The sequence below is a fragment of the Arthrobacter sp. TMS2-4 genome (assembly GCF_054511075.1).
Genome location: NZ_JBTNDI010000009.1, coordinates 79,711 through 103,867, shown reverse-complemented (window position 1 = coordinate 103,867; position 24,157 = coordinate 79,711). Strand labels below are relative to the sequence as shown.

At 69.7% G+C, this 24,157-nt stretch carries 21 protein-coding genes; 13 read left to right on the top strand and 8 right to left on the bottom strand.

From position 1 onward, the window contains the following. Nucleotides 1-122: 122 nt before the first annotated feature. The 4 genes from lpdA to ACX80F_RS12565 all read left to right on the top strand — a co-directional run bounded on the left by lpdA (nt 123) and on the right by ACX80F_RS12565 (nt 5,104). Nucleotides 123-1,505 carry a dihydrolipoyl dehydrogenase gene (lpdA, locus tag ACX80F_RS12580; protein WP_459336740.1) on the top strand — a complete coding sequence of 461 codons (1,383 nt, stop codon included), beginning with the start codon at nt 123-125 and terminating at the stop codon, nt 1,503-1,505. A 152-nt stretch (nt 1,506-1,657) separates the two neighbouring features. Next, nucleotides 1,658-3,496 (top strand): 2-oxoglutarate dehydrogenase, E2 component, dihydrolipoamide succinyltransferase, encoded by a 1,839-nt coding sequence (gene sucB, locus ACX80F_RS12575; protein ID WP_459336739.1) that lies wholly within the window; start codon nt 1,658-1,660, stop codon nt 3,494-3,496. Between the two features lie 138 nt (nt 3,497-3,634). After that, nucleotides 3,635-4,066, top strand: a complete 432-nt coding sequence (locus ACX80F_RS12570) for an OsmC family protein (RefSeq protein WP_459336738.1) — start codon at nt 3,635-3,637, stop codon at nt 4,064-4,066. Nucleotides 4,067-4,207: 141 nt separating this feature from the next. Beyond that, complete coding sequence (locus ACX80F_RS12565) at nt 4,208-5,104, top strand: TIGR01777 family oxidoreductase (RefSeq protein WP_459336737.1); 897 nt, start codon at nt 4,208-4,210, stop codon at nt 5,102-5,104. Between the two features lie 15 nt (nt 5,105-5,119). Here ACX80F_RS12565 and ACX80F_RS12560 read toward each other — a convergent pair whose 3' ends face one another. Further along, entirely contained in the window at nt 5,120-7,264 is a 2,145-nt protein-coding gene (locus ACX80F_RS12560; RefSeq protein WP_459336736.1) for a serine/threonine-protein kinase, read from the bottom strand. A gap of 136 nt (nt 7,265-7,400) precedes the next feature. Between ACX80F_RS12560 and ACX80F_RS12555 the strand changes: the two genes are divergently transcribed. The 4 genes from ACX80F_RS12555 to ACX80F_RS12540 all read left to right on the top strand — a co-directional run bounded on the left by ACX80F_RS12555 (nt 7,401) and on the right by ACX80F_RS12540 (nt 10,479). Next, nucleotides 7,401-7,778, top strand: coding sequence for a hypothetical protein (locus ACX80F_RS12555; protein WP_459336735.1), 378 nt, complete (start codon nt 7,401-7,403; stop codon nt 7,776-7,778). A gap of 142 nt (nt 7,779-7,920) precedes the next feature. Further along, nucleotides 7,921-8,658, top strand: coding sequence for a lipoyl(octanoyl) transferase LipB (gene lipB / locus ACX80F_RS12550; RefSeq protein ID WP_459336734.1), 738 nt, complete (start codon nt 7,921-7,923; stop codon nt 8,656-8,658). Then, on the top strand, nt 8,655-9,656 hold the full coding sequence (gene lipA, locus ACX80F_RS12545) for a lipoyl synthase (RefSeq protein WP_459336733.1): 1,002 nt from the start codon (nt 8,655-8,657) through the stop codon (nt 9,654-9,656). The genes lipB and lipA overlap by 4 nt, the downstream gene beginning before the upstream one ends. Nucleotides 9,657-9,726: 70 nt before the next feature. Further along, nucleotides 9,727-10,479: a DUF4191 domain-containing protein gene (locus ACX80F_RS12540; RefSeq protein WP_459336732.1), complete on the top strand. Its 753-nt coding sequence runs from the start codon at nt 9,727-9,729 to the stop codon at nt 10,477-10,479. 58 nt (nt 10,480-10,537) lie between these two features. Here the strand turns inward: ACX80F_RS12540 and ACX80F_RS12535 are convergent, their stop codons facing one another. Then, nucleotides 10,538-10,996: an RDD family protein gene (locus ACX80F_RS12535; protein ID WP_459336731.1), complete on the bottom strand. Its 459-nt coding sequence runs from the start codon at nt 10,994-10,996 to the stop codon at nt 10,538-10,540. Nucleotides 10,997-11,252: 256 nt separating this feature from the next. Between ACX80F_RS12535 and glnA (ACX80F_RS12530) the strand changes: the two genes are divergently transcribed. Then, nucleotides 11,253-12,677 carry a type I glutamate--ammonia ligase gene (glnA, locus tag ACX80F_RS12530; protein ID WP_459336730.1) on the top strand — a complete coding sequence of 475 codons (1,425 nt, stop codon included), beginning with the start codon at nt 11,253-11,255 and terminating at the stop codon, nt 12,675-12,677. Between the two features lie 521 nt (nt 12,678-13,198). Here the strand turns inward: glnA (ACX80F_RS12530) and ACX80F_RS12525 are convergent. Together ACX80F_RS12525 and glnA (ACX80F_RS12520) are read right to left on the bottom strand one after the other, a co-directional pair. Continuing rightward, nucleotides 13,199-16,207, bottom strand: a complete 3,009-nt coding sequence (locus ACX80F_RS12525) for a bifunctional [glutamine synthetase] adenylyltransferase/[glutamine synthetase]-adenylyl-L-tyrosine phosphorylase (protein WP_459336729.1) — start codon at nt 16,205-16,207, stop codon at nt 13,199-13,201. A 33-nt stretch (nt 16,208-16,240) separates the two neighbouring features. After that, nucleotides 16,241-17,581: a type I glutamate--ammonia ligase gene (glnA, locus tag ACX80F_RS12520; protein WP_459336728.1), complete on the bottom strand. Its 1,341-nt coding sequence runs from the start codon at nt 17,579-17,581 to the stop codon at nt 16,241-16,243. A 288-nt stretch (nt 17,582-17,869) separates the two neighbouring features. Between glnA (ACX80F_RS12520) and panB the strand changes: the two genes are divergently transcribed. Beyond that, the gene (gene panB / locus ACX80F_RS12515; RefSeq protein ID WP_459336727.1) at nt 17,870-18,733 is read left to right on the top strand and encodes a 3-methyl-2-oxobutanoate hydroxymethyltransferase; all 864 of its coding nucleotides are present in this window, start codon (nt 17,870-17,872) and stop codon (nt 18,731-18,733) included. 15 nt (nt 18,734-18,748) lie between these two features. On the opposite strand, the gene ACX80F_RS12510 is transcribed toward panB, so the two are convergent. Continuing rightward, a complete protein-coding gene (locus ACX80F_RS12510) occupies nt 18,749-18,913 on the bottom strand; it encodes an SPOR domain-containing protein (RefSeq protein WP_459336726.1) in 165 nt (54 codons plus the stop codon). Between the two features lie 96 nt (nt 18,914-19,009). On the opposite strand from ACX80F_RS12510, the gene map reads away from it, so the two are divergent. Further along, the gene (map, locus tag ACX80F_RS12505) at nt 19,010-19,888 is read left to right on the top strand and encodes a type I methionyl aminopeptidase (RefSeq protein WP_459336725.1); all 879 of its coding nucleotides are present in this window, start codon (nt 19,010-19,012) and stop codon (nt 19,886-19,888) included. An 87-nt stretch (nt 19,889-19,975) separates the two neighbouring features. Next, a complete protein-coding gene (gene ppgK / locus ACX80F_RS12500) occupies nt 19,976-20,788 on the top strand; it encodes a polyphosphate--glucose phosphotransferase (protein WP_459336724.1) in 813 nt (270 codons plus the stop codon). A 145-nt stretch (nt 20,789-20,933) separates the two neighbouring features. Here the strand turns inward: ppgK and nrdR are convergent, their stop codons facing one another. The 3 genes from nrdR to ACX80F_RS12485 all read right to left on the bottom strand — a co-directional run bounded on the left by nrdR (nt 20,934) and on the right by ACX80F_RS12485 (nt 23,516). Further along, complete coding sequence (gene nrdR / locus ACX80F_RS12495) at nt 20,934-21,434, bottom strand: transcriptional regulator NrdR (protein WP_459336723.1); 501 nt, start codon at nt 21,432-21,434, stop codon at nt 20,934-20,936. A 128-nt stretch (nt 21,435-21,562) separates the two neighbouring features. Further along, complete coding sequence (hisD, locus tag ACX80F_RS12490; RefSeq protein ID WP_459336722.1) at nt 21,563-22,927, bottom strand: histidinol dehydrogenase; 1,365 nt, start codon at nt 22,925-22,927, stop codon at nt 21,563-21,565. 61 nt (nt 22,928-22,988) lie between these two features. Continuing rightward, nucleotides 22,989-23,516 carry a hypothetical protein gene (locus ACX80F_RS12485; protein ID WP_459336721.1) on the bottom strand — a complete coding sequence of 176 codons (528 nt, stop codon included), beginning with the start codon at nt 23,514-23,516 and terminating at the stop codon, nt 22,989-22,991. 87 nt (nt 23,517-23,603) lie between these two features. Between ACX80F_RS12485 and ACX80F_RS12480 the strand changes: the two genes are divergently transcribed. Next, nucleotides 23,604-24,131 (top strand): flavin reductase family protein, encoded by a 528-nt coding sequence (locus tag ACX80F_RS12480; RefSeq protein ID WP_459336720.1) that lies wholly within the window; start codon nt 23,604-23,606, stop codon nt 24,129-24,131. Nucleotides 24,132-24,157: the final 26 nt, after the last annotated feature.

The window sequence follows — 24,157 nt, the reverse complement described above, 5'->3', positions numbered from 1 at the left end:
TGGGGATAGGGTGAAAAACAAAGGGTACGAAGCACCTGCGACCGCACCGCGACCGCATCAGTCATCGATTCATCAACCGACGCGCCCTGCGCGTCAAACAGACCACGCGAGGGAGCGTCCAAGTGGCCGCATCGGCAACTGCGCAAGAATTCGACATCCTGGTACTCGGTGGAGGCAGCGGCGGCTACGCTGCGGCACTCCGCGCGGTGCAGCTGGGCTTCACGGTGGGGCTCATCGAGAAGGGCAAGCTCGGCGGCACCTGCCTCCACAACGGCTGCATCCCCACGAAGGCACTCCTGCACTCGGCCGAGATCGCCGACGGCGCCCGCGACGCCGAGAAGTACGGGGTCAAGGCCACGTTCGAGTCGATCGACATGAATGCCGTGAACGCGTACAAGGACGGCATCATCGCCGGCAAGTACCGGGGTCTGCAGGGACTCATCAAGTCCAAGGGCATCACGGTCATCGAGGGCTCGGGCAAGCTCGCGTCGGAGAACACCATCGACGTCGACGGCACCGTCTACACCGGCAAGCACATCGTCCTCGCGACCGGTTCCTTCTCGCGCAGCCTCCCCGGCCTCGAGATCGGCGGCAAGGTCATCACCTCCGACCAGGCGCTCACGATGGACTTCGTGCCGAAGACCGCGATCATCCTCGGCGGCGGCGTCATCGGATGCGAGTTCGCGTCCGTGTGGAAGTCCTTCGGTGTGGACGTCACCATCATCGAAGCCCTGCCGTCCCTCGTCCCCAACGAGGACGCCTCGATCGTCAAGAACTTCGAGCGGGCGTTCAAGAAGCGCGGCATCAAGTTCAACACCGGCACCCGTTTCAAGTCGGTGGAGCAGAACGACGACGGCGTCGTGGTGTCCCTCGAGGACGGCAAGACGTTCGAAGCCGACCTCATGCTCGTCGCCGTCGGACGCGGGCCCGTCACGCAGGAACTCGGCTACGAGGAGGCCGGCCTCACCATGGACCGCGGCTTCGTCATCACCAACGAGCGCCTCCACACCGGCGTCGGGAACATCTACGCGATCGGCGACATCGTGCCCGGCCTGCAGCTGGCCCACCGCGGCTTCCAGCAGGGCATCTTCGTGGCGGAGGAGATCGGCGGCCTGAAGCCCGTCGTCGTCGCCGACCTGAACATCCCCAAGGTCACCTACAGCGATCCCGAGATCGCGTCCGTGGGCTACACCGAGAAGGCCGCCCGCGAGAAGTTCGGCGACGACCGCGTCGAGACGCACGAGTACAACCTCGCCGGCAACGGCAAGAGCTCCATCATCGGCACCGGCGGCCTCGTGAAGCTCGTCCGCGAGAAGGACGGCCCGATCGTGGGCGTCCACATGCTCGGCAGCCGCATGGGCGAGCAGATCGGCGAAGCGCAGCTCATCGTCAACTGGGAGGCGTACCCCGAGGACGTGGCCCCGCTCATCCACGCGCACCCCACGCAGAACGAGGCGCTCGGCGAGGCCCACCTCGCGCTGGCGGGCAAGCCGCTGCACGGCTGACCCGCAACACGTCACGCAGCACCCCGGCTTGGTCCACGCCCCGAGGGCGTGGACTAAGCTCGGAAGCAGGAAATTCGAGCACGTCCAGCTGAGCAGGCCCCGCGCATCACCCAGCTGCCAGGAACGATCTACGAAGGAGAAACGGGCGCACTATGTCTGAATCCGTGAACTTGCCCGCTCTCGGTGAAAGCGTCACCGAAGGCACCGTCACCCGCTGGCTGAAGCAGGTCGGTGACCGTGTCGAGGTCGACGAGCCGCTCCTCGAGGTCTCCACCGACAAGGTCGACACCGAGATCCCGTCCCCGATCGCGGGCGTGATCGAGGAGATCCTCGTCGCCGAGGACGAGACCGCGGAGGTCGGCGCTCCGCTCGTGCGCATCGGCGACGGCTCCGGCAGCGCCGATACGGACAGTGGTGATTCGGACGCCGCGGCTCCGGAGGCGCCCGCGGAGGCCGAGGAGGCTCCCGCCGAGCCCGAGGCCGACACCGAGCCCGAGGCCCAGGCCGCTCCTGCCGAGGCCGAGTCCTCCAGCGGATCCTCGGACGAGTCGTCCGAGGGCACCGAGGTCACCCTCCCCGCCCTGGGTGAGAGCGTCACCGAGGGCACCGTCACCCGGTGGCTCAAAGCCGTCGGCGACGACGTCGAGGTCGACGAGCCCCTCCTCGAGGTCTCGACCGACAAGGTCGACACCGAGATCCCCTCGCCCGTCGCGGGGAAGCTCCAGGAGATCCGCGTCAACGAGGACGAGACCGCCGAGGTCGGTGCGGTCCTGGCCGTGATCGGCTCGGGAGCCGATGCGCCGAAGAAGGCCGAAGCCGGGTCGGGCGAACCGATGGCCGCAGCACCCGCCGAGGAGCGCGGTGACGCTCCCACCGAGAAGGCCGGTTCCGACGACGGGACCAAGGCGGCCAAGCAGACGTCCGAGCCCGCCGAGGACGCTCCCGCCCCGGCCGAGGACGAGCCGGCAGCGAAGCCTGCGGCCCAGGACAAGCCTGCGGCCGACTCCGCTTCGGCGGAGGGGTCCGGCGGCTCGGACGCGGCGGCCTATGTGACGCCGCTCGTGCGCCGCCTGGCGAACCAGAACGACGTCGACCTCTCCACCGTCAAGGGCACCGGCGTCGGAGGACGCATCCGGAAGCAGGATGTCCTCGAGGCAGCGGAAGCCAAGAAGAGCCAGGCAACGGAACCTGCTGCGGCAACGTCCGCTCCTGCTCCCGCCGCTCCCGCATCATCGAAGCCCGCCGCTCCCGCTGTGGAGCCCTCGAAGCTGCGGGGGACCGTCGAGAAGGCCCCCCGCATCCGGCAGACGATCGCCAAGCGCATGCGCGAGTCGCTCGAGGTGTCCGCTCAGCTCACCCAGGTGATCGAGGTGGACATGAGCCGCATCGCGAAGCTGCGGGCCGCGTCGAAGGACACCTTCCAGGCGCAGAACGGCGCGAAGCTGACCTTCCTGCCCTTCCTCTCCAAGGCCGTGACCGAGGCGCTCAAGCAGCACCCCAAGCTCAACGCCTCGTTCGACGAGGAGAAGAAGGAAGTCACCTACCACGACGCCGAGCACCTCGCGATCGCGGTCGACACCGAGAAGGGCCTGCTCGTCCCGGTGATCAAGGACGCCGGCAACCTGAATCTCGGAGGACTCGCCAAGAAGATCGCCGACGTCGGTGCGCGCACCCGCAGCGGTCAGATCGGCCCGGACGAGCTGTCGGGCGGGACGTTCACGATCACAAACATCGGCTCCGCCGGCGCCCTGTTCGACACGCCGATCATCAACCAGCCGCAGGTCGGCATCCTCGGGACCGGCATCATCGTCAAGCGTCCCGTGGTCATCACCGGCCCCGACGGGGACGACACCATCGCGATCCGTTCCATGATGTACCTGAGCCTGACCTACGACCACCGCCTGGTCGACGGCGCGGATGCCGGCCGCTTCCTGCAGACGCTGAAGGCACGCCTGGAGGGCGGCGCGTTCGAGGCCGATCTCGGCCTGTAACGGCCGTCCGGGCCGCCCGGCGCACAGGAGAAGCCGCTTCCCGTCAGGGGGCGGCTTCTCCCGTTCTCCCCAGCTCCCTAGGATGGGACCGAAGCACCGGATGCGACCCCCGCGTCCGTTCCGACAGCAAGGAGAACCATGGCTACCGTTCGCACAGCCCACACCGTCTGGAGCGGGGACCTCCCCACCGGCTCGGGGCAGGTCTCTCTCGATTCCTCCGGCCTCGGCACCTACGACGTCACCTGGAGGGCGCGCGCCGAGCAGTCCGAGGGCAAGACGAGCCCGGAGGAGCTCATTGCCGCTGCGCACTCCGCGTGCTTCTCGATGGCGTTCAGCCACGCCCTCGGCGAGGAGGGGAAGACCCCGGAGCGCGTCGAGACGAAGGCGGAGGTCGACTTCCAGCCGGGCACCGGCATCACCGCCATCCGGCTCACGCTCGACGCCACCGTGCCCGGACTGTCCGAGGAGGATTTCCAGCGAGTCGCACAGGGCGCCAAGGAAGGCTGCCCCGTGTCGCAGGCACTGGCCGCGGTCAAGGACATCTCGCTGACCGCCACGCTGCACGGCTGAGCGACGTCCGCTCCGCAGCATGAGGGACCCTGGACGCCGTCCGGGGTCCCTCGTCCCGGCCGACTCCCTGCCGTCCTGCTCCGGAGCCACCTCGGCACCGTCCCGGTACCGTTCCCCCGTGACGCATGGTTCGATGGGAGCATGCGCATCCTCCTCGCCGGCGCGTCCGGGACCATCGGTACTGCCCTCATCCGCCAGCTCGAGACGAATCACGAGGTCCGACGCTTGGTGCGCAGGGCACCCGGGGGTCCTCAGGAGGTCCGGTGGAACCCCTCGGCCGGAGAACTCGACGTCGACGCCGTCGACTGGGCGGACGCCGTCATCAATCTCTCCGGGGCGGGCATCGCCGGCGGGCTCTGGACGCGGGGTTACAAGGAGACGCTCTACTCGTCGCGCATCACCGCGACCCGTACGCTCGTCGAGGCGATGCGGAGGGCAGCGAACCCGCCCACCGTATTCATCAGCCAGTCCGCGTCCGGTTACTACGGGGACCGCGGCGACGAGGTCCTGACCGAGAGTTCGTCGTCCGGCGAGACGTTGCTCGCGGACATCTGCCGCCGCTGGGAAGCCGAAGCGCTTCGCGCCCCGGACGGCGTTCGAGTGGTACTCGCCCGCACCGGGATCGTCATGACCGAGAAGGGCGGGGCCCTGCCTCCGCTGCTGATCCCCATTCGGTTCTTCGCCGGGACCTCGCTCGGCTCCGGGCGCCAGTGGTGGCCGTGGATCAGCCTCGACGACGAGGTCAGGGCGCTCGAGTTCCTCCTCACCGCGCCGCTGTCGGGGCCGGTCAACCTGAGCGCTCCGGCGCCGGCGACCCTGGATGCGATCACCCTGCAGCTCGGCGCCGCATTCCACCGGCCAGTGTGGTTCCGGGTGCCCGGACCGATCCTGACCACCGTCTTCGGACAGCTCGCCTACGAACTCCTGCTGGTCAGTCAGCGGATGGAGCCCCGCGCGCTGACCAGGGCCGGTTTCACCTTCGGCGAGCGCACACCGGATGCCCTCGCCGCCTGGGTGCACCGCACCGTGACCTCCTGAGGACGACGGCGCCACTCACGCGGGTGGCTCCACGACCGAGTGGATCCGCCACCCGTCGCCCGAGGTCCACAGGATGAAGACGAGCTCCTGCCGCCCGGCCGCCCTGCGCGTGCCGGGCGGGGACTCGTGCGGAGCCGACGCTGTCTCGGTGTAGGACGACAGCTCTGCCGTCGCACGGACCACGGAGACCTCGGTCTCCGGAGGCGGACCGGCCACCGCCGGCAGGTTCGCGAGCGCCGGCAGGCCGGCCAGCTCTGCCGCCGTCAGAGAGGCCGAAGCCCGGATATCGATCGACAGATCCTGCAGGGTCCTCCCCGTCTCCGCGAGCGCTCCGACCGCTTCACGATCCGCCGACATCGCAGGAGAACCCTCGACATCGACCATCGCGAGCAGACCCGCGTCGGCCTCCGCGAAAGCCCGCGCCCGCAGCGCGGCCAGGCCGTCCAGCGCGTCGGCGGGATCAGCGGCCTGCGCCGCCCGGTCGGCCTCGGAACCCGTGAGTGCACGCTCGTTCCGGTCCGGGACCGGACTGCTGTTCCCTCCGCCTGCAGCGGGCAGGGTCGCTGGGCCCGGGTCGGACGGTGACTGGTTGGCGGCGCCGGGCGGGGCTCCGGCCGGAGTTCCCGGCGGAGGCCCGGACGGAGTCCCGGGCAGAGTCCCGGGCAGAGTCCCGGGCAGAGTCCCGGGCAGAGTCCCGGGCAGAGTCCCAGGCACTCCGGCGGGCGCGGCGTGGGGCGCACGACCGGCTGCCGGCTCCACGGGCCCGTCGACGGTCAACGCCACCCCGGCCACGAGCAGCACGACGGCGGCGACTCCGGCCAGAAGCGCCAGCACCTCCCGGGTGCGGCGCTCCCCCGACCGGCCACGGCCCCGCCGCTGGGGCGAGGCCCCGGCGGCCCGTCGACGGGAGGCCGGAGCCGTCGCCGTAGCCCGAGGGCGCTCTGTACGGGAGAGCACGTCGGCGGGCCGGTCCTGTCGGAGCCGCTCCGCCCGGGAGCGCCGCCCTGAGGGCAACCCACCCGCCACCCGTGGTGCCGGATGGTGTGGTCCCCGCGGGAGTGCCTTCCCGAGGCGCCCTCCTGGCGTACGCCGGCCGAGACCGGTCAGCCGACTCCACGTGGCCGGCATGGCGACGGCAGGCGGGTCGGTGCGTCGTGTCAGCAGTTCCGGCAGGACGCTCGCATGCGCGGCCGGGACGAGGTCTATCGGTACCGGCGTCGAGCACGCCAGCAGACCGCGCGCGAAGTGGTCCGCCGAAGGGCGCCGATCCCGGCTGGAGCTGAGCGCATCCTCGATGAGGTGCATGAGCTCCGGGGATACCTCGGGGACGATCAGCGCGAGGGGCGGCCGCTGCTCGGCGGGTCCGGGGACACGGCCGGTCAGGGCGAACCAGGCCACGGCCGCCAGCGCGAAGACGTCGGCGCCGGTGTCGAACGACCCGGTGTGGAGCGGATCGCGGAAGCCGGGGGTGCCGGTGACGCCACCTCGCCCGGCTCCGAGAAGGCGTGCGGTTCCAAGATCCCCGAGGAGCGGCTTGCCCTCGGCGGTGAGGAGGATGTTTCCCGGTGTCACGTCCCCGTGCACGGCACCCGTATCGTGCAGGTAGCTGAGCGCCTGGGCCACCGGGACCAGCGCCGTCACGACCTCCGGGATCGGCAGGGGCCCGCGACTCGTCACGAGCGCCAGGAGGGAGCCCCCCTGGGCGAGGTCCATCAGCAGGCCGGGGCCCTGGTCCGTCCCGACGACGCCGTGCACCCTGACGAGGTGATCGTGGGTGAAGCGCTGCAGGAGCCTCAGCTCGCGCACGAGCATGCCCGTGTCCGCGTCACGCCCGGCGTCCGACGACGGAGAGGGCGCTGCGCCTGCAGCCGCCGCGGCCCCGGTGGCTGGTACAGCGCCTGGAGGCACGGCGCCGGTGGCAGCGTGTCGTCCGCGGCGCGGCGGGACCTCCGCAGGGCCGCCGGGTACCGGTGCGAGCACCTTCAGGGCGAGGCGCCGTCCGCCGTCGTCCGTCACCAGCCAGACGGCGGAGGAACCGCCGCGGCCCAGGAGGCGACCGACCCGCAGCCCGGGAGCGGCAGGGCGCTCGACGTCGTCGACCTCGACGGGCCGAAGGCCGTCCGATGCGCCCTCCGGGGCTGGTTCCTCGTCATCGTCCATCATCCAGTTCTAGGCCACCGCAGAGCACCCGACGGGGTTATCCACAGCCCGGCCCGCACGATCTCCCGAAACGGATTGCAGAATTAGAACGAGTGTTCTAATTTTAAGGAACAGTTCGGCACGAGACAGGGTTGTCATGACACGCACACTCATCGACGCACCCGAGGCCTGGCGTCCGGTGGACGAGGCCATCGGACTCTCCTTCGAGGACGTCGACGGCGTCCCGCGGCCCTCCCGCCTGTGCTGGCGAGGCTCACAGTGGCAGGTGGTGGGCCCCCGCCGCCACTGGTTCACCTGGCGGGCATTGCCTTCAACACCGGCCGATCGGGAGGACGTGCGCCCGGTCCACCCGTGGCGCGCCGATTTCTGGAGATTCCAGGCCCAGACCGGTCCCGTCTCGCCGATCCTCCACTTCGAGGTCCGCCGCGTGGGGAAGGACTGGCGACTGGTCCGGCTCGGCGCGACCTTCGACCTCCCCGACCGGCCCGAGGGTGAGCAAGGGCAGCAGCGCTGACAGCACAGGTCGGGCAGGTCGGGCAAACCGGGCAGGCCAGGCAGGCCGGGCAGGACCGGTGGGGGTGGGCGACCGGCCCAGGAGATCGACCCCAGGAGATCGACGGGGAAACCGTGTCGCCGCACAGGACTAGGCTTGGGTCATGACTCTTGTGCTGTCGCGCGTCGGCCTCGCTCCGGACTTCATCGAGTACACGCAGGGGTGGGAGCTGCAGAAGGCGCTCCACGCCGCGGTGGTGGACGGCACTGCTCCGAGCACCGTCCTGCTCCTCGAGCACGACGCCGTGTACACGGCGGGCAAGCGCACGGAGGACCACGAGCGGCCCTTCGACGGCACGCCGGTGGTACCCGTCGATCGCGGCGGGAAGCTCACCTGGCACGGCCCGGGACAGCTGATCGGATACCCGATCCTCGCGTTACGGGATCCGGCGCGTGTCGCCGACTATGTCAACACCCTGGAGGAGGTGATCATCGCCTCACTGCGACCGCTCGGCATCGAGGGCATCAGGATCGATGGGCGTTCCGGGGTCTGGCTCGCGGAGACCGCCACTGACCCTGCCCGCAAGATCGCGGCCATCGGCATCCGCGTCAGGAACCGTGTCACCATGCACGGCTTCGCCGTCAACTGCAGCAACGATCTCGCGCCCTTCCAGCAGATCGTCCCCTGCGGCATCGCGGATGCCGGCGTCACGTCCGTCTCCGCCGAATGCGGCCGCACGGTCACACCGGCCGATCTCGTTTCGTCGATCGAGGCGGAACTGCGCAAGAATGAGGCGGTGCTGGTGCGCAAGGATGACACCGAAGCACCCCGCCACGACCCTGCTGGTGCCGGCGGTTCGCCTGGCGCCACCCAGAACCAGCACGAAGGAGCTTCCCTGTGAGTCTTGCACCCGAGGGCCGCCGACTGCTGCGCGTCGAGGCGCGCAATGCCGAGACACCGGTGGAGCGCAAGCCCGACTGGATCAAGGCCAAGGTCAACATCGGCCCGGAGTTCGTCTCCATGAAGAACCTCGTGAAGAAGGAGGGCCTGCACACCGTCTGCGAGGAAGCAGGCTGCCCCAACATCTTCGAGTGCTGGGAGGACCGGGAAGCCACGTTCCTGATCGGTGGCTCAGAATGCACCCGACGGTGCGACTTCTGCCAGATCGACACCGGCAAGCCGCAGCCCCTCGACCGCAGCGAGCCCTTCAAGGTCGCCCAGTCGGTGCAGTCCATGAACCTGCGCTATGCCACCGTCACCGGCGTCGCCCGCGACGACCTGCCCGACGAGGGGGTCTGGCTCTACGCCGAGACCATCCGCCAGATCCACAGCATGAACCCGGGCACGGGCGTCGAGATCCTCATCCCCGATTTCTCCGGCCGTCCCGAGCACATCGCGGCGATCTGCGACGCCGCCCCCGAGGTCTTCGCCCACAACGTGGAGACCGTCCCCCGCATCTTCAAGCGAATCCGCCCGGCATTCCGCTACGAGCGCTCCCTCGACGTCATCACCCAGGGACGTGACCGAGGCATGGTCACGAAGTCGAACCTCATCCTCGGGATGGGCGAGACCCGGGAGGAGATCTCCGAGGCCCTCCGCGACCTCCACGAGGCCGGCTGCGACCTCATCACCATCACGCAGTACCTGCGCCCGAGCGAGCGGCACCTCCCCGTGGACCGGTGGGTGAAGCCCGGCGAATTCGTCGAACTGAGCGAGGAAGCCGAAGCGATCGGGTTCCTTGGCGTCATGAGCGGCCCCCTCGTGCGCTCCTCGTACCGCGCCGGCCGCCTCTGGGCCCGCGCCATGCGCAAGAAAGGTCTCGAGCTCCCCCCGGAACTCGCCCACCTGGACGAGTCCGGCACCGCCCTGCAGGAAGCGTCCTCGCTCCTCGCGGGCTGACGCACCCGCCGCTCACGACGGCGGGCTGCCCGGCCGCCGCTCCCCCGCCATCCCGTAGAATCGAAGAACTATGTCGCACACGATCGATCCCTCCGGTTCCCCCACGCCCAAACGCCGCCTCTTCTCGCGCAAGCCGAAAGCGGCGAAAGGTCCGAAGAAGACCGGGCGGATGAAGCAGGTCCGCGAAGTCTTCAAGATGACGCGGCGCAACGATCCCAGCGTGGTCTGGTTCATGCTGCTGGCCTTCGTGGGCATCATCGCGCTGGGGCTGCTGATCGGGTTGCTGATCGACAATGTCATCACCCTGATGATCATCGCCATCCCGCTCGCGTTCCTCGCGGCGATCTTCATCCTGTCCCGCCGGGCCGAACGCGCGGCGTTCTCCCAGATCGAGGGGAAGCCCGGCGCGGCCGGCGCGGCCCTCAGCGTCCTCCGCCGCGGCTGGATTCTGCAGGAGCAGCCCGTCGCCGTCAATCCGCGCACCCAGGACGCCGTGTTCCGCGTGATCGGCCGCCCGGGCGTCATCCTCGTCTCGGAAGGCCCGTCCACCCGGGTCAAGCAGCTCGTGGACAGTGAGAAGCGCAAGATGACCCGGATCATCCCGAACGTGCCCATCCACGTGATCGAGACCGGCCGTGACGACCGGCAGGTTCCCCTGTCGAAGCTCCCGAAGACCGTGCAGAAGCTCAAGAAGACGCTCACCAAGCAGGAGGTGTCCGCCGTCGACAAGCGGCTGAGCGCCCTCGGCACGAAGCTCCCCATCCCCAAGGGCGTAGATCCGTTCAAGGCGCGTCCTGACCGCAAGGCGATGCGCGGGCGCTGAGCCGGGAACCCGCGATCGACAGTCGAAGAGCCCCCCCCATCAGGAGGGGCTCTTCGTGTCACCGCGGTCGGATGCCCGGCTGGATGCGGAAGAGTCCGGTACCGCGTACCCGGTCGTGGAGGCCACGCTGGTCCGCGTCGATGATGAGCGCCGGGATCACCAGGCACAGGAGCACGCTCCGGATGATCGCGGTGAGGTAGCCGGCCGGCCTGCCGTCGAGCGTCTGCACCTGCATGCGGAGCACACGGTGCCCGATGCTGTAGCCGAAGAAGCCGACCAGCAGGATCTGTTCGGCGAGGAAGATGTACAGCGTGGCGAAGGAGTCGTAGTCGAAGAACGCGGCGGAGATCAGCGAACAGATGGCCCAGTCGATCAGGAGCGCTGCGGCCCTCGGACCGAACCGGGCAATGGATCCCGGACCGGATTCGGGCCGTCCGAGCCGCTGGCCGGGCCACTGCTGGTTGCCCGACGGCGGGGGGCCTTCCATCCACGAACCGATGTCATCTCTACTCACCACTTGACCAGCGTACCCGGCGGGGAGCGGGCCCATTATGCACCCGGCCTCGCGGACACGCTAGGGTAGGAGACGCACTTCCCCTCATGTAACGTCCCGGAAACAACGGCGACACCAGCGAGAAACTGCCCGCTCCTACAGTTGAAGCGAGACGGCGGCAGCGTTCCGTTCCGCCGGAGCTCGCGACTTCCCGCGCGGTGCAGGTGCACGCGCTGGCGCCCAGTCTTCCTCCCCAGCCCTGCGATAGGAGCACGATTCGATGTTCAAGAATGCGGACGAGGTCCTCAAATTCATCGCCGACGAAGACATCAGGTTCGTCGATGTCCGGTTCACCGACCTGCCCGGTGTGCAGCAGCACTTCAACGTCCCAGCGAAGTCGGTCGACGCGGACTTCTTCATCCACGGCCAGCTCTTCGACGGCTCCTCCATCCGGGGCTTCCAGGGCATCGCCGAGTCGGACATGCAGCTCATCCCGGACGTCACGACGGCGTTCATCGACCCGTTCCGCGCCGAGAAGACCCTCGCGTTGAACTTCTCCATCGTCAACCCACGCACCGGTGACCCCTACCACCGGGATCCGCGCAGCGTCGCCGAGCGGGCCGAGGCGTACCTGTCCTCCACCGGCATCGCGGACACGGCGTTCTTCGCCCCCGAGGCCGAGTTCTTCATCTTCGACAACGTGCAGTACGAATCCTCCCCGCAGGGCAGCTTCTACAAGGTGGACTCCATCGAGGCACCCTGGAACAGCGGCCGTGAGGAAGTCGGGGGCAACCTCGGCAACAAGACGCCGTTCAAGGGCGGCTACTTCCCCGTGTCCCCGGTCGACAAGCAGGCCGACCTCCGCGATGCGATCTGCGTCGAACTGGACAAGGCGGGCCTCGAGGTCGAGCGGTCCCACCACGAGGTCGGCGGTGCGGGCCAGGCCGAGATCAACTACAAGTTCACGACGATGACCCACGCTGCGGACGACCTGCAGAAGTTCAAGTACATCGTGAAGAACGTCTCGAACGCCTGGGGCAAGTCGGCCACCTTCATGCCGAAGCCCGTCTTCGGCGACAACGGCTCGGGCATGCACTGCCACCAGTCCCTGTGGAGCAACGGACAGCCGCTGTTCTACGACGAGCGCGGCTACGCCGGCCTGTCGGACATGGCCCGCTGGTACATCGGTGGCCTGCTCAAGCACGCGTCCGCCGTCCTGGCGTTCACCAACCCGACGGTGAACTCCTACCGCCGTCTGGTCAAGGGCTTCGAGGCCCCGGTCAACATGGTCTACTCGCAGGGCAACCGCTCCGCCGGTATCCGCATCCCGATCACCGGTTCCAACCCGAAGGCCAAGCGCATCGAGTTCCGCGCACCGGACCCCTCGTCGAACCCGTACCTCGCCTTCGCGGCGCAGCTGATGGCCGGCCTCGACGGCATCAAGAACCGCATCGAGCCCGCGGACCCCATCGACAAGGACCTCTACGAGCTCCCCGCCGAGGAAGCCAAGGACATCCAGAAGGCTCCCGGCTCGCTCGAAGAGGCGCTCCTGGCCCTCGAGGCGGACAACGAGTTCCTGCAGGCGGGCGACGTGTTCACGCAGGACCTGATCGACACGTGGATCCAGTACAAGCGCGAGATGGAGATCATGCCGCTCTCGCTGCGCCCGAACCCCTACGAGTTCGAGCTGTACTACGGCGTCTAGCAGGATCCGCGGCTGAACGGGGTTCAGTCCGCAGGGAGTCCGCACGAGCGGCCGGCACTTCGGTGACGGCAGCCCGTGCGGACTCTTCCATGTCCGGGACCAGGCGCCCGTGCGATCCCGCCGGCTTCGGCTCGACGTCGGCGCCGCCGTGCGTTCACCCGGGGCGGGTGGCTGCTACACCGAACCCCTGCTCGCACCGCTCGGAACAGAACAGCGGCGAGTAGTGCACGGTCCCACGTGACCCGTCGCAGTTCATGCACTTGCCTCGAAACTTTTGGGACCACTTCTTGACTGCTTCGACGATTCGCACTCAGTGACACTATCGCCCACAGATTCGGACTCTTGCAGCGACACACCCGCCCCATTGCCCCCGTCTGTCACACAGGGACCTGCGCCGATGGCTAGAACCTGAAGAACCGGGTTTCCGCTGCCCCCTCCCACTCCCCTGGGGCGCACCGACGAGGGCAGCCGCCCCACAGCAGGGACGCCCGCCGTCGCGCGTCGAGCTCCGGCGGGGGACGCTAGTACCCGTAGAAGTGCCGCTCGAAGATGCTCCGGCTGCGCCGCGTCATCCGGAGGTAGTCCTCCTCGAGGTGCGAGCCGCTGTCCGGGCCGTACCCGCACCACCGCGCCACCGCCTCGAGGTCACGGCGTGAGGAGGGCAGCAGATCGGACCCGCGGCCGCTCCAGATGACATTCGCCCCCCGGATGCGGGTGGCCAGTGTCCAGCTGCCGCGCAGGATCGCGACGTCTTCCGCCGGCACGAGCCCCTCGGCCTCGATCACGTCCAGCGCGGTGAGGGTCGACTGGACGCGCAGGGCCGGGACCGCGTGTGCGTGCTGCAGCTGGAGGAGCTGCACGAGCCACTCGACATCGCTGAGGGCACCGCGCCCCAGCTTCAGGTGCCGCGACGGGTCGGCGCCGCGCGGGAGCCGCTCCGCTTCGACGCGCGCCTTGATGCGCCGGATCTCGCGGACGTCGGTTTCGGCGATCTCCTGCGGATACCGCAGGGGATCGATGACCTCGAGGAACTCCGCGGCGAGGCCGTCGTCGCCCGCGAGGGGCCGGGCCCTCAGGAGCGCCTGCGCCTCCCACACGAGTGACCAGCGGCGGTAGTACTCGCGGTAGGACCCGATGGAACGCACCATCGGACCCTGCTTGCCCTCCGGGCGGAGGGCCGCGTCGATCTCCAGCACCCGTTCGGCGAGCACCGGCGGCTTGCACGGCTGCGTGAGCAGCGCGACCAGCCGGGCCACGATGGTCTCCGCCTGCTTCTGCGCCGCCGACTCGTCCACGCCGTGCCGCGGCCGGTGCACGTAGATGACGTCGGCGTCGGACCCGTAGGTGATCTCGCGGCCGCCCTGGCGTCCCATCGCCATCACCACGACGTCCGTGAGCTGGTCCTCGCCGGCGAACACCTGCTTCTCCGCCACGTGCAGCGCCCCGAGGACAGCTGCCCGGTCCGCGTCGGACAAGGCCTCCCCCACCTCCGCCTGTGACAGGAGGTTCGAACTGTCGGCGATGGCGATCCGCAGCAGCTCACGGCGCCGGATGAGGCGGATCAGGCGGATGGCCTCCTCCGGCTCCGGGTGCCGCGACATCTTGGACTGGATCTCGTGCCACTGGGCCTCGAAGGTGTCCGGGACGAGCTCCGCATCGGCACCGAGCCACTGCGTCGACTCCGGTGACACCTCCAGCAGATCGGTGATGAAGCGGCTGCTCGACAGGACGGCGCAGAGCCGCTCCGCGGCGGCGTTGGAATCGCGCAGCATGCCCAGGTACCAGTGGCTCTCGCCGAGCGATTCACTGAGGCGGCGGAAGCCGAGGAGCCCGGCGTCGGGATCGACGCCGTCGGCGAACCAGGCCAGCAGGATGGGCAGGAGCTGCCGCTGCAGCAGGGCGCGACGCCGCAGCCCGCCCGTGAGCGCCTCGATGTGCCGCATCGCACCCCGGGGGTCCTGGTAGCCGAGCGCCGCGAGGCGCGCCTGCGCCGCCTCCGCCGTGAGCTGCACGTCCTCGGGCTCGAGGGTGGCCGCGTTGTTGAGCAGCGGCCGGTAGAAGATCGACTCGTGGAGCCGCCTGACGAGCCGCCGCGTCGACTGCCACTTGTCGTGGAGGCTCTGGGCGCTCGGACGCACTGTCACCATGCACCCCTCGGAGGACCGCGCCAGGGCACGCAGCGCGGTCTCGTCCTCGGGCATGAGGTGGGTGCGGCGCATCTGCATGAGCTGGATCCGGTGCTCGAGGACCCTCAGGTACCGGTAGGCGTCGTCGAGGTCCAGCGCGTCGGAGCGCCCCACGTACCCGGCGGCACTCAGCGCGGCGATCGCGGACACGGTGTCACGCACGCGCAGCGACTCGTCCAGCCGGCCGTGGACGAGCTGCAGCAGCTGCACGGTGAACTCCACGTCGCGCAGGCCCCCGGGCCCGAGCTTCAGCTGGCGCGCCTCCTCGTTGCGGGCGATGTTGTCCGTGACGCGGCGGCGCATGGCCCGGACGCCGTCGACGAACCCCTCCCGCTGCGACGACGCCCAGACGAGAGGGGCGATGGCCTCCTCATACCGGCGGCCGAGGTCGGGGTCCCCCGCAGCGGCGCGCGCCTTCAGGAGGGCCTGGAACTCCCAGCTCTTGGCCCACCGTTCGTAGTAGGACACGTGCGACTGCAGCGTCCGGACGAGCTGGCCGTCCTTGCCCTCGGGACGGAGATTCGCGTCGACCTCCCAGAGGGCGGGTTCCTGCCCGGGCGAGTAGACGCCCCGGGACATGCCGGACGCGAGCCCGGTCCCGACCCTGGTCAGCGTCGTCTCGTCGAGGTCGTCCCCCTCCACCACGTAGACCACGTCCACGTCGGAGATGTAGTTCAGCTCGCGGGCACCGCACTTGCCCATCGCGATCACGGCGAGCCGGACCCGGGCGACGACGTCGGGTCCGTACACCTCGCCCAGCTCCGCCCGCGCGACGGCGAGGGATGCCTCCAGTGCGGCGGCGGCGAGGTCCGCGAGTTCACGCGCGACGACGGGCAGGTAGTCGACCGGGATGCAGTGGCCGAGGTCGCGGACGGCGAGGTCCGTCAGGAGCCGCCGGTAGGCGACCCGGAGCCGGCAGTACGCGTCGACGCCGACGGCGCCGGCAACGGGATTGGCCGCGGCCGGGTCGGCGTCGACGGAGCCGAGCAGTTCCGCGCGCAGATCCTCCGGAGTGACGACGGGCGGGGTCGCCGGTCGGGTCGTCACGACGTCGAGGTGCTCCGGATGGCGCATGAGGAACTCCCCGAGCGCCTCGGTAGCTCCCAGCAGCCGGAACAGGAGACCACGCCGGCCCTCGTCGGAGAACGCCGCCCCGACCGCCGCGCGATCCACGGCGAGGAGCCTGACGAAGGACTGCAGCGCCATGTCCGGGTTGGCGGACACGGCGAGACCTGCGAAGAGATCGTCGTCGTTGAGACCCCGCAGCTCCGGAGCGTCGAGGAAACGCCGGCTCTTCTCGAGGTCCGTGAAGCCATAACTGATCAGCTTGCGGTTAAGGCTCATGTGCCAACCCTAGCCATGTCCCTCAGGGGCGCCTCACAGGATGTTGAGGTTCCGGCGCAGCTCGTAGGGGGTCACCTGGATACGGTAGTCGTGCCACTCGGCGCGCTTGTTCCGCAGGAAATTCTCGAAGACCTGCTCCCCCAGGATGTCCGCGACGAGCTCGGACTCCTCCATGACGCGGATGGCGTCGTGCAGGCTCGCGGGCAGCGGATCGTGTCCCATGGCACGGCGCTCCGCGGCGGTCAGGCTCCAGACGTCGTCCTCTGCCGCCGGCGGCAGGTCGTAGCCCTCCTCGATGCCCTTCAGGCCCGCTCCCAGCAGCACCGAGTAGGCGAGGTAGGGATTGCTGGCGGAGTCGATGCCGCGGTACTCGATGCGCGCCGACTGGCCCTTGTTCGGTTTGTAGAGGGGCACGCGGACCAGGGCGGAACGGTTGTTGTGGCCCCATGACAGGTAGCTCGGGGCCTCGCCGCCGCCCCAGAGCCTCTTGAAGGAGTTGACGAACTGGTTGGTCACGGCGGTGAACTCGGGGGCATGCCGGAGGATGCCCGCGATGAACTGGCGTGCGGTCTTCGACAGCTGGAACTCGGCCCCGGCCTCGTAGAAGGCGTTCGTGTCACCCTCGAACAGCGAGAAGTGAGTGTGCATCCCGGACCCGGGGTGCTCCGAGAAGGGCTTCGGCATGAAGGTCGCGTAGCTGCCGGAGGTCAGGGCGACCTCCTTGATGATCGTGCGGAACGTCATGATGTTGTCGGCGGTCTGCAGGGCGTCGGCGTACCGCAGGTCGATCTCGTTCTGCCCGGGGCCGGCCTCGTGGTGGCTGAACTCGACGGAGATCCCGACGGACTCGAGCATCGCCACGGCCATGCGCCGGAAATCCTGGGCCACGCCGCCCGGCACGTGGTCGAAGTAGCCCGCCTGGTCCACCGGAACCGGCTGGCCGTCCGCCCCCGGTTCCGCGGACTTCAGGAGGTAGAACTCGATCTCGGGGTGCGTGTAGCAGGTGAACCCCATGTCGGCGGCCTTCGCGAGGGTCTTCTTGAGGACCCCGCGCGGGTCGGCGGTGGACGGCTGGCCGTCCGGGGTGAGGATGTCGCAGAACATCCGGGACGTCTGCTCCTTCTCGCCGCGCCAGGGGAGGATCTGGAAGGTGGACGGGTCCGGCTGGGCAAGCATGTCCGATTCATACACCCGGGCGAGACCCTCAATGGAGGACCCGTCGAATCCGAGGCCCTCCTCGAACGCACCCTCGACCTCGGCGGGCGCGAGCGCCACGGACTTCAGCGAACCGACGACGTCGGTGAACCACAGCCGTACGTACCGCACGTCCCGCTCCTCGATGGTGCGCAGTACGAACTCCTGCTGCCGGTCCATGACAACCTCATTCCTCGATTCGATGCCCTGACCGTCCAGTCGGGGCGGCAGGCAGCGCCTGCCGGGGCCGCGTGCGTCCTGCTGCGGTGCCTGTGCGACACCCGCGCGGCCCGGGGCCGTGTCGGGCACGCGTGCGGCGCCGTCCTCACTCTACTGAGTCGCGGGAGCGGGACAGCTGCGGCGGCACCCCGCCAATTCTCGCCTGCCCGTGTTAACGGCCGGTTACGGGCGGGGCAGGCAGGCTCCAGGGGGCCCTGCCGGCGGAGCGCCGTCCGATAGTCTCGTGTCATGACTTCCGCCGAACTGCCTGCCCCCTACGGCGCGGGCACGACGCCGACCCCGCCGACCGTCCCCCCGACCGGTCGCATCCGCGTCCGGCACCTGCAGGAGGCGAAGGACAACGGTACGCGCTTCGCGATGCTCACCGCGTACGACCAGTATGCGGCGCAGGTCTTCGACGAGGCCGGCATCGAGGTGCTCCTGATCGGTGATTCGGCGGCCAACAATGTCCTCGGGCACGCCACGACGCTACCCATCACGCTGGACGAGATGATCCTGTTCAGCCGGGCCGTGAGCACGGCGGCGCGGCGGGCGCTCGTCGTCGCCGACCTGCCCTTCGGCAGCTACGAGGTCTCGCCCCAGCAGGCTGTCGAGTCCTCCGTCCGCCTCCTGAAGGAGGGCCTCGTGCACGCCGTGAAGATGGAGGGCGGCGCCGAGTACGCGGAGACGGTCCGGGCGCTCGTACGCGCCGGCATCCCCGTGATGGCGCACATCGGGTTCACGCCGCAGAGCGAACACGCCCTCGGCGGGTACCGCGTCCAGGGGCGCGGCGACGCGTCCCGGCGCATCGTCGACGACGCCGTCGCCCTCACCGACGCGGGGGCGTTCTGCATCCTGATGGAGATGGTGCCCAGCGACACCGCGGAGGCCGTCGACGCCGCCGTACGCGTCCCGACGATCGGCATCGGCGCCGGTCCGGGCACGACCGGCCAGGTGCTGGTGTGGCAGGACATGGCGGGGCTGCGCGGCGGCCGGCAGGCGAAGTTCGTCAAGCAGTACGCGGACGTCCGGACAGTCCTGGCCGACGCGGCGCGCGCCTACGCGGACGAGGTCCGGTCCGGCACGTTCCCCGGCCCCGAGCACACCTTCTAGGCGGCAGGACGGCGCCTACGCGTCGTCGTCCCGGTCCCAGGCGTCGTTGCGCTGCTGGATTTTCTCGAGGGCCTTCTCGGCCTCGGCCCTCGTCGCGTACGGGCCGATGAGCTGGGACCAGTCCGACTGCCGGTCCTCCTCGACCTCGTGCGTGCGCACGTTGAACCAGTACTCCGTCATGTCGACCTCCTTCATCCGGGCACGGACCGTGTCGTCCGCCGGCCGGTCCGACAACACCTTTCGGCTGCCAGCCGACGTCCACTATAAGATCAGGGTATGCCCCAGATCTCCGCCGCCGCGCCCCTTGGGACCCTGACACCCGGCACCGTCTCGCCCCAGCGCCCCGTTCCACGGGATATCGCCCGCCCGGAATACGTGGGCCGCAAGGCACCGGCCCCGTTCACGGGCTCGGAGGTGAAGACCCCGGAGACGATCGAGAAGATCCGCGTGGCCGGCCGCATCGCGGCGCAGGCCATCGTCGAGGTCGGCAGGCATGCGAAGCCCGGTGTCACCACCGACCACCTCGACCGGGTGGGTCACGAGTTCCTGCTCGACCACGGCGCCTACCCCTCGACGCTCGGGTACCGGGGGTTCCCCAAGTCGCTGTGCTCGTCGCTCAACGAGGTCATCTGCCATGGCATCCCGGACTCCACGGTGATCGAGGACGGGGACATCCTGAACATCGACATCACTGCCTACAAGGACGGCGTGCACGGCGACACGAACTACACCTTCTGCATCGGCGACGTGGACGAGGAGTCGCGATTGCTCGTCGAACGCACGCAGGAATCCCTCAACCGCGCCATCCGCGCCGTCGCGCCGGGCCGCGAGATCAACGTCATCGGCCGCAGCATCGAGTCCTACGCGAAGCGCTTCGGTTATGGTGTTGTCCGTGACTTCACCGGGCACGGCGTGGGCGAGGCTTTCCACACCGGGCTGATCATCCCGCACTACGACGCCGCCCCGGCGTACAACCGCGTGATCGAGCCGGGAATGGTCTTCACGATCGAACCGATGCTCACGCTCGGGACGATCGACTGGACGATGTGGGCGGATGACTGGACCGTCGTGACGAAGGACCGGAAGAGGACGGCGCAGTTCGAGCACACCCTCCTGGTCACCGACCGCGGCGCCGAGATCCTGACCCTCCCCTAGCACGACACCCGCAGTCCACTCCGTGTGCTGCACCACGACCATGTCCGGCTCACGCCGGACGACGCACCCACCCGTCAAGAGAGAATCATGGCCAAGGACACCGACAAGAAGAAATCGAAGAAGCTCCCGGCCACGGTCATCGGCGTGGACATCGGTGGCACGGGCATCAAGGGCGGCATCGTCGACCTCGAGAAGGGGGTGATCGTCGGCGAACGGTACCGGATCCCCACGCCGAAGCCGTCGACGCCCCAGGCCGTCGCGGAGGTGGTCGCCCAGATCGTCGCGGAACTCTCCTCCCGGCCCGAAGGCCCTGCCGCCGACGTCCCGGTCGGCGTCACCTTCCCCGCCATCATCCAGCACGGTATCGCCCGGTCCGCGGCGAACGTGGACAAGAGCTGGCTCGACACCGACGTCGACGGCCTGTTCAGCAAGGTCCTCGGGCGGGAGGTGCACGTGATCAACGACGCCGACGCCGCCGGCCTCGCCGAGGTCCGCTACGGAGCGGGCAAGGGCAGGATGGGCACGGTGCTCGTGATCACCCTGGGCACGGGCATCGGCTCGGCATTCATCTTCGACGGCAAGCTGGTGCCGAACGCGGAACTCGGACACCTCGAGATCGACGGGCACGACGCCGAGACGAAGGCGTCCGCCGTCGCCCGTGAGCGGGACGGCATCGACTGGGACGAGTACGCCGTCCGCCTCCAGCGCTATTTCTCGCACGTGGAGTTCCTCTTCTCCCCCGAGCTGTTCATCGTGGGCGGGGGGATCTCGAAGCGCAGCAGCGAGTACCTGCCGTCGCTGGACCTGCGCACGCCGATCATCCCCGCGCAGCTGAAGAACCAGGCCGGGATCGTCGGCGGGGCGCTGCAGGCTGCCCTGCTCTCAGGCACCAAGGCCTGACCGCCGGAACGATCCGTGATCGGGGGAACCCCGGTGCACGGAAGCCCGGTACGGATCGATCCGTACCGGGCTTCGTCATCCGGAGATGGAACCGGTGGTGGCGTCGGCTTCCCCTCCGCAGCCACCACCGGGGTCTGTATGGGCGCTAGTGCGCCGTCAACGGCCGCTGCAATCCGCTGGGGACGCGCCGGGCGGAGTCCTCGTCCTGCCTGCGCAGCGTCCCGATGGCCTCCTCGAAGTCCTCGAGGGACTCGAAGCCCTGGTACACGCTGGCGAACCGCAGGTACGCGATCTGGTCGAGCTTCCGGAGCGGTTCGAGGATGGCGAGCCCCACCTCGTGCGCATCGATCTCCGCGACGCCGCTGGCGCGGACGTTCTCCTCGACCTCCTGCGCCAGCAGGGCGAGATCGTCCTCGGTCACCGGTCGGCCCTGGCAGGCCTTGCGGACACCGTTGATGATCTTGGACCGGCTGAACGGTTCGCCTGCTCCGGAGCGCTTGATCACGCTGAGGCTGGTCGTCTCCACGGTGCTGAAGCGACGGCCGCACTGCGGGCACTGACGACGACGGCGGATCGCCGATCCGTCATCGGCGAGGCGGCTGTCCACGACGCGGGAATCGGCGTTGCGGCAGTACGGACAGTACATGGCTCCCCTCCCGCTCCGTGGGCCGTTCCGACAACGTGCCGGGACCAGTGTAGGACTACATGTAGTGAAACAACAACACTGTAATTACCAGATGTAGTGGCGGCCGAAGGAACGGGCGGCTCGTCCGGTCAGGACGCACCGGACCCGAAGCGGGCCGTGACGGCCTCCCCGTGCGCCGGGAGGTTCTCCGCCTCCGCCAGGGAGACGATCGAGGACGCGACCTCGTGCAGCGCCTCGCGGTCGTAGTGCACGAGCTGGACGGCGCGCAGGAACGTCGTCACGTTGAGGCCGGAGGCGAACGCGGCCGTCCCGCTGGTGGGCAGGACATGGTTGGACCCCGCGCAGTAGTCCCCGAGGCTGACCGGGCTGTAGGCGCCGATGAAGACGGCGCCGGCGTTGCGGATGCGACCGGCCACGGCCGCGGCGTCGGCGGTCTGGATCTCGAGGTGCTCGGCGGCGTAGGCGTCGCACACCGCGATCCCGTGCTCGACGTCGTCGACCAGGATCACGCCGGACTGCGGCCCGGACAGGGCGGTCCGCACGCGGTCCGCGTGCCGCGTCCGGGCGGCACGGACCCCGAGGGCGTCGACGACGGCGGCCGCGAGCTCCTCCGAGTCCGTCACCAGGACGGAGGCCGCCTGGGGATCGTGTTCGGCCTGGCTCACGAGGTCCGCCGCGACGAGGTCGGGGTCGGCCGTTGCGTCCGCGAGGACGGCGATCTCCGTGGTGCCGGCCTCCGAGTCGATGCCCACCTGGCCGCGGACCAGGCGCTTGGCCGTGGCCACGAAGACGTTGCCGGGGCCCGTGATGACGTCGACGGGATCGATGTCCCGGCCGGTTCCCGTATCGTCCCCGATCCCGTAGGCGAGGGCCGCGACGGCCTGGGCCCCGCCCATCGCGTACACCTCCGTGACGCCGAGCATGGCCGCGGCGGCGAGGATCGCGGGGTGCGGCCAGCCGCCGAACTCCTTCTGCGGGGGCGAGGCGAGGGCGATCGATGCGACGCCGGCAGCCTGTGCGGGCACCACGTTCATGACCACGGAGGACGGGTAGACGGCGAGCCCGCCGGGCACGTAGAGGCCCACGCGGCCCACGGGGATCCACTTGTGTGTCAGGTGCGCCCCGGGCGCCACCTGCACCTCGACCTCCTCCGGCACCTGGGCCTGGGCGAAGAGGCGCGCACGGCGGATGGCCTCCTCGAGAGCGGCCCGGACGCCGTCGTCCAGGCCTGCGAGGGCGGCATCGATGACCGCGGCCGGCACCCGCGGGTGCTCCTGCTCGACGCCGTCGAAGCGCAGGGCGAGTTCGCGGAGGGTGTCGACGCCCCGAGCGCGGACGTCGTCGATGATGGCCTGCACGACGGCTTCCGAGGACCGGGCGTCCGCGGCGGCCCGCGGCATCTCGTTCTTCAGGTCGCCCGGCGTCAGGGTCCGGCCGCGCAGATCGATGGTGCGGAAACCGACGGTCGGGGAGGTGCTGGACGGTGGATTCACCCTGAGAGTCTATCGGGACCGCCGACCGCGCGTTCACCGGCGCGGGTGGGTTGTGCGGGTGTCAGGTCCGGCGGCGCGCGAGGCCGATGAGCGCCGTGGCGAAGATGATCACGGCGGCGACGCCGGGCCAGATCGCCAGGGCCCCGTGGGAGTGCAGCAGGAAGTCGGATCCGGGCAGGCCGTCGCGCCCGTGCGGTCCGAGCAGGAGGGCGAGGCCCTCGCCCACGCCGAGGGCGAGGAGGGAACCGAGGACCGACCCACCGACGGCGGCGAGGATCCGCGCGGTCGGGGCTGGCAGCGCGAGCCGCAGGGCGACCACGGTGCCGACGGCGATCCCTGCGGCGAGCCCCAGTCCCGCGAAGGTGAGGTCCCGGAGCAGCCACTGGTCGGCGGAGGTCGGATCGCCGAAAAGGCGTCCGGTGGGGGCGAGGAGCCACCACGCGGCCCCGAGGACGGCGCCCAGCAGGATCGTGGATCCGAGCCACCAGAAGATGCCGGCGGGCGGCACCGATCGCCGATCCTCGGCTACGGCGTAGACGGGAGGCGGATAACTGCCCGGTCCGGTGACCGGGTCCTTGCTGGCGCGCATGACTTCTACATTAACAAACGGGTCCGCGTCCGGGTCGCGCGCCTAGGGTTGGAGGGTCCGACCCCGTCGAGCCCCCGGAGGAACCACGTGAGCAACCCAGGCACCGCAGCGACGGCCACGCCGCGCACCGGCGACCTCGCGGAGCCCTTCCGCGAGGTCTTCCGCCGCCACGCCGCCGGCGTGGCCATCATCACCGCCACTTACGACGGCGTCCCCTACGGCTTCACGGCGACGTCCGTGGCATCGCTGTCCGCAGACCCGCCGCGGTTCTCGTTCAACATGGCGCGGTCCTCGTCCTCCTGGCCGGCGGTCGCGAACACGAATTTCGTGGGCGTCCACATGCTCAGCACCGAGAACGAGGGCCTGGCGAACCGCTTCGCGCGGACGAAGGACCGGTTCACGGGCGACCACTGGGAGCCGGGGCCGGAGGGCGTCCCGATCCTCCGGGACGTCGCCGGCTGGCTCGTGGGCCGCATCAGCATGCGCCTGTCCTTCGAGAACAACGCCGTGGTGGTCGCGGAGGTGGTCTCCGGGAGCATCGGGGCCGACGGCGCTCCCCTGCTGTACCACGGCGGCAGCTACGGGACGCCGACGGCCACCGACTACGTCATCTGATCCGTCGTCCGACGCGGCGCCGGGCC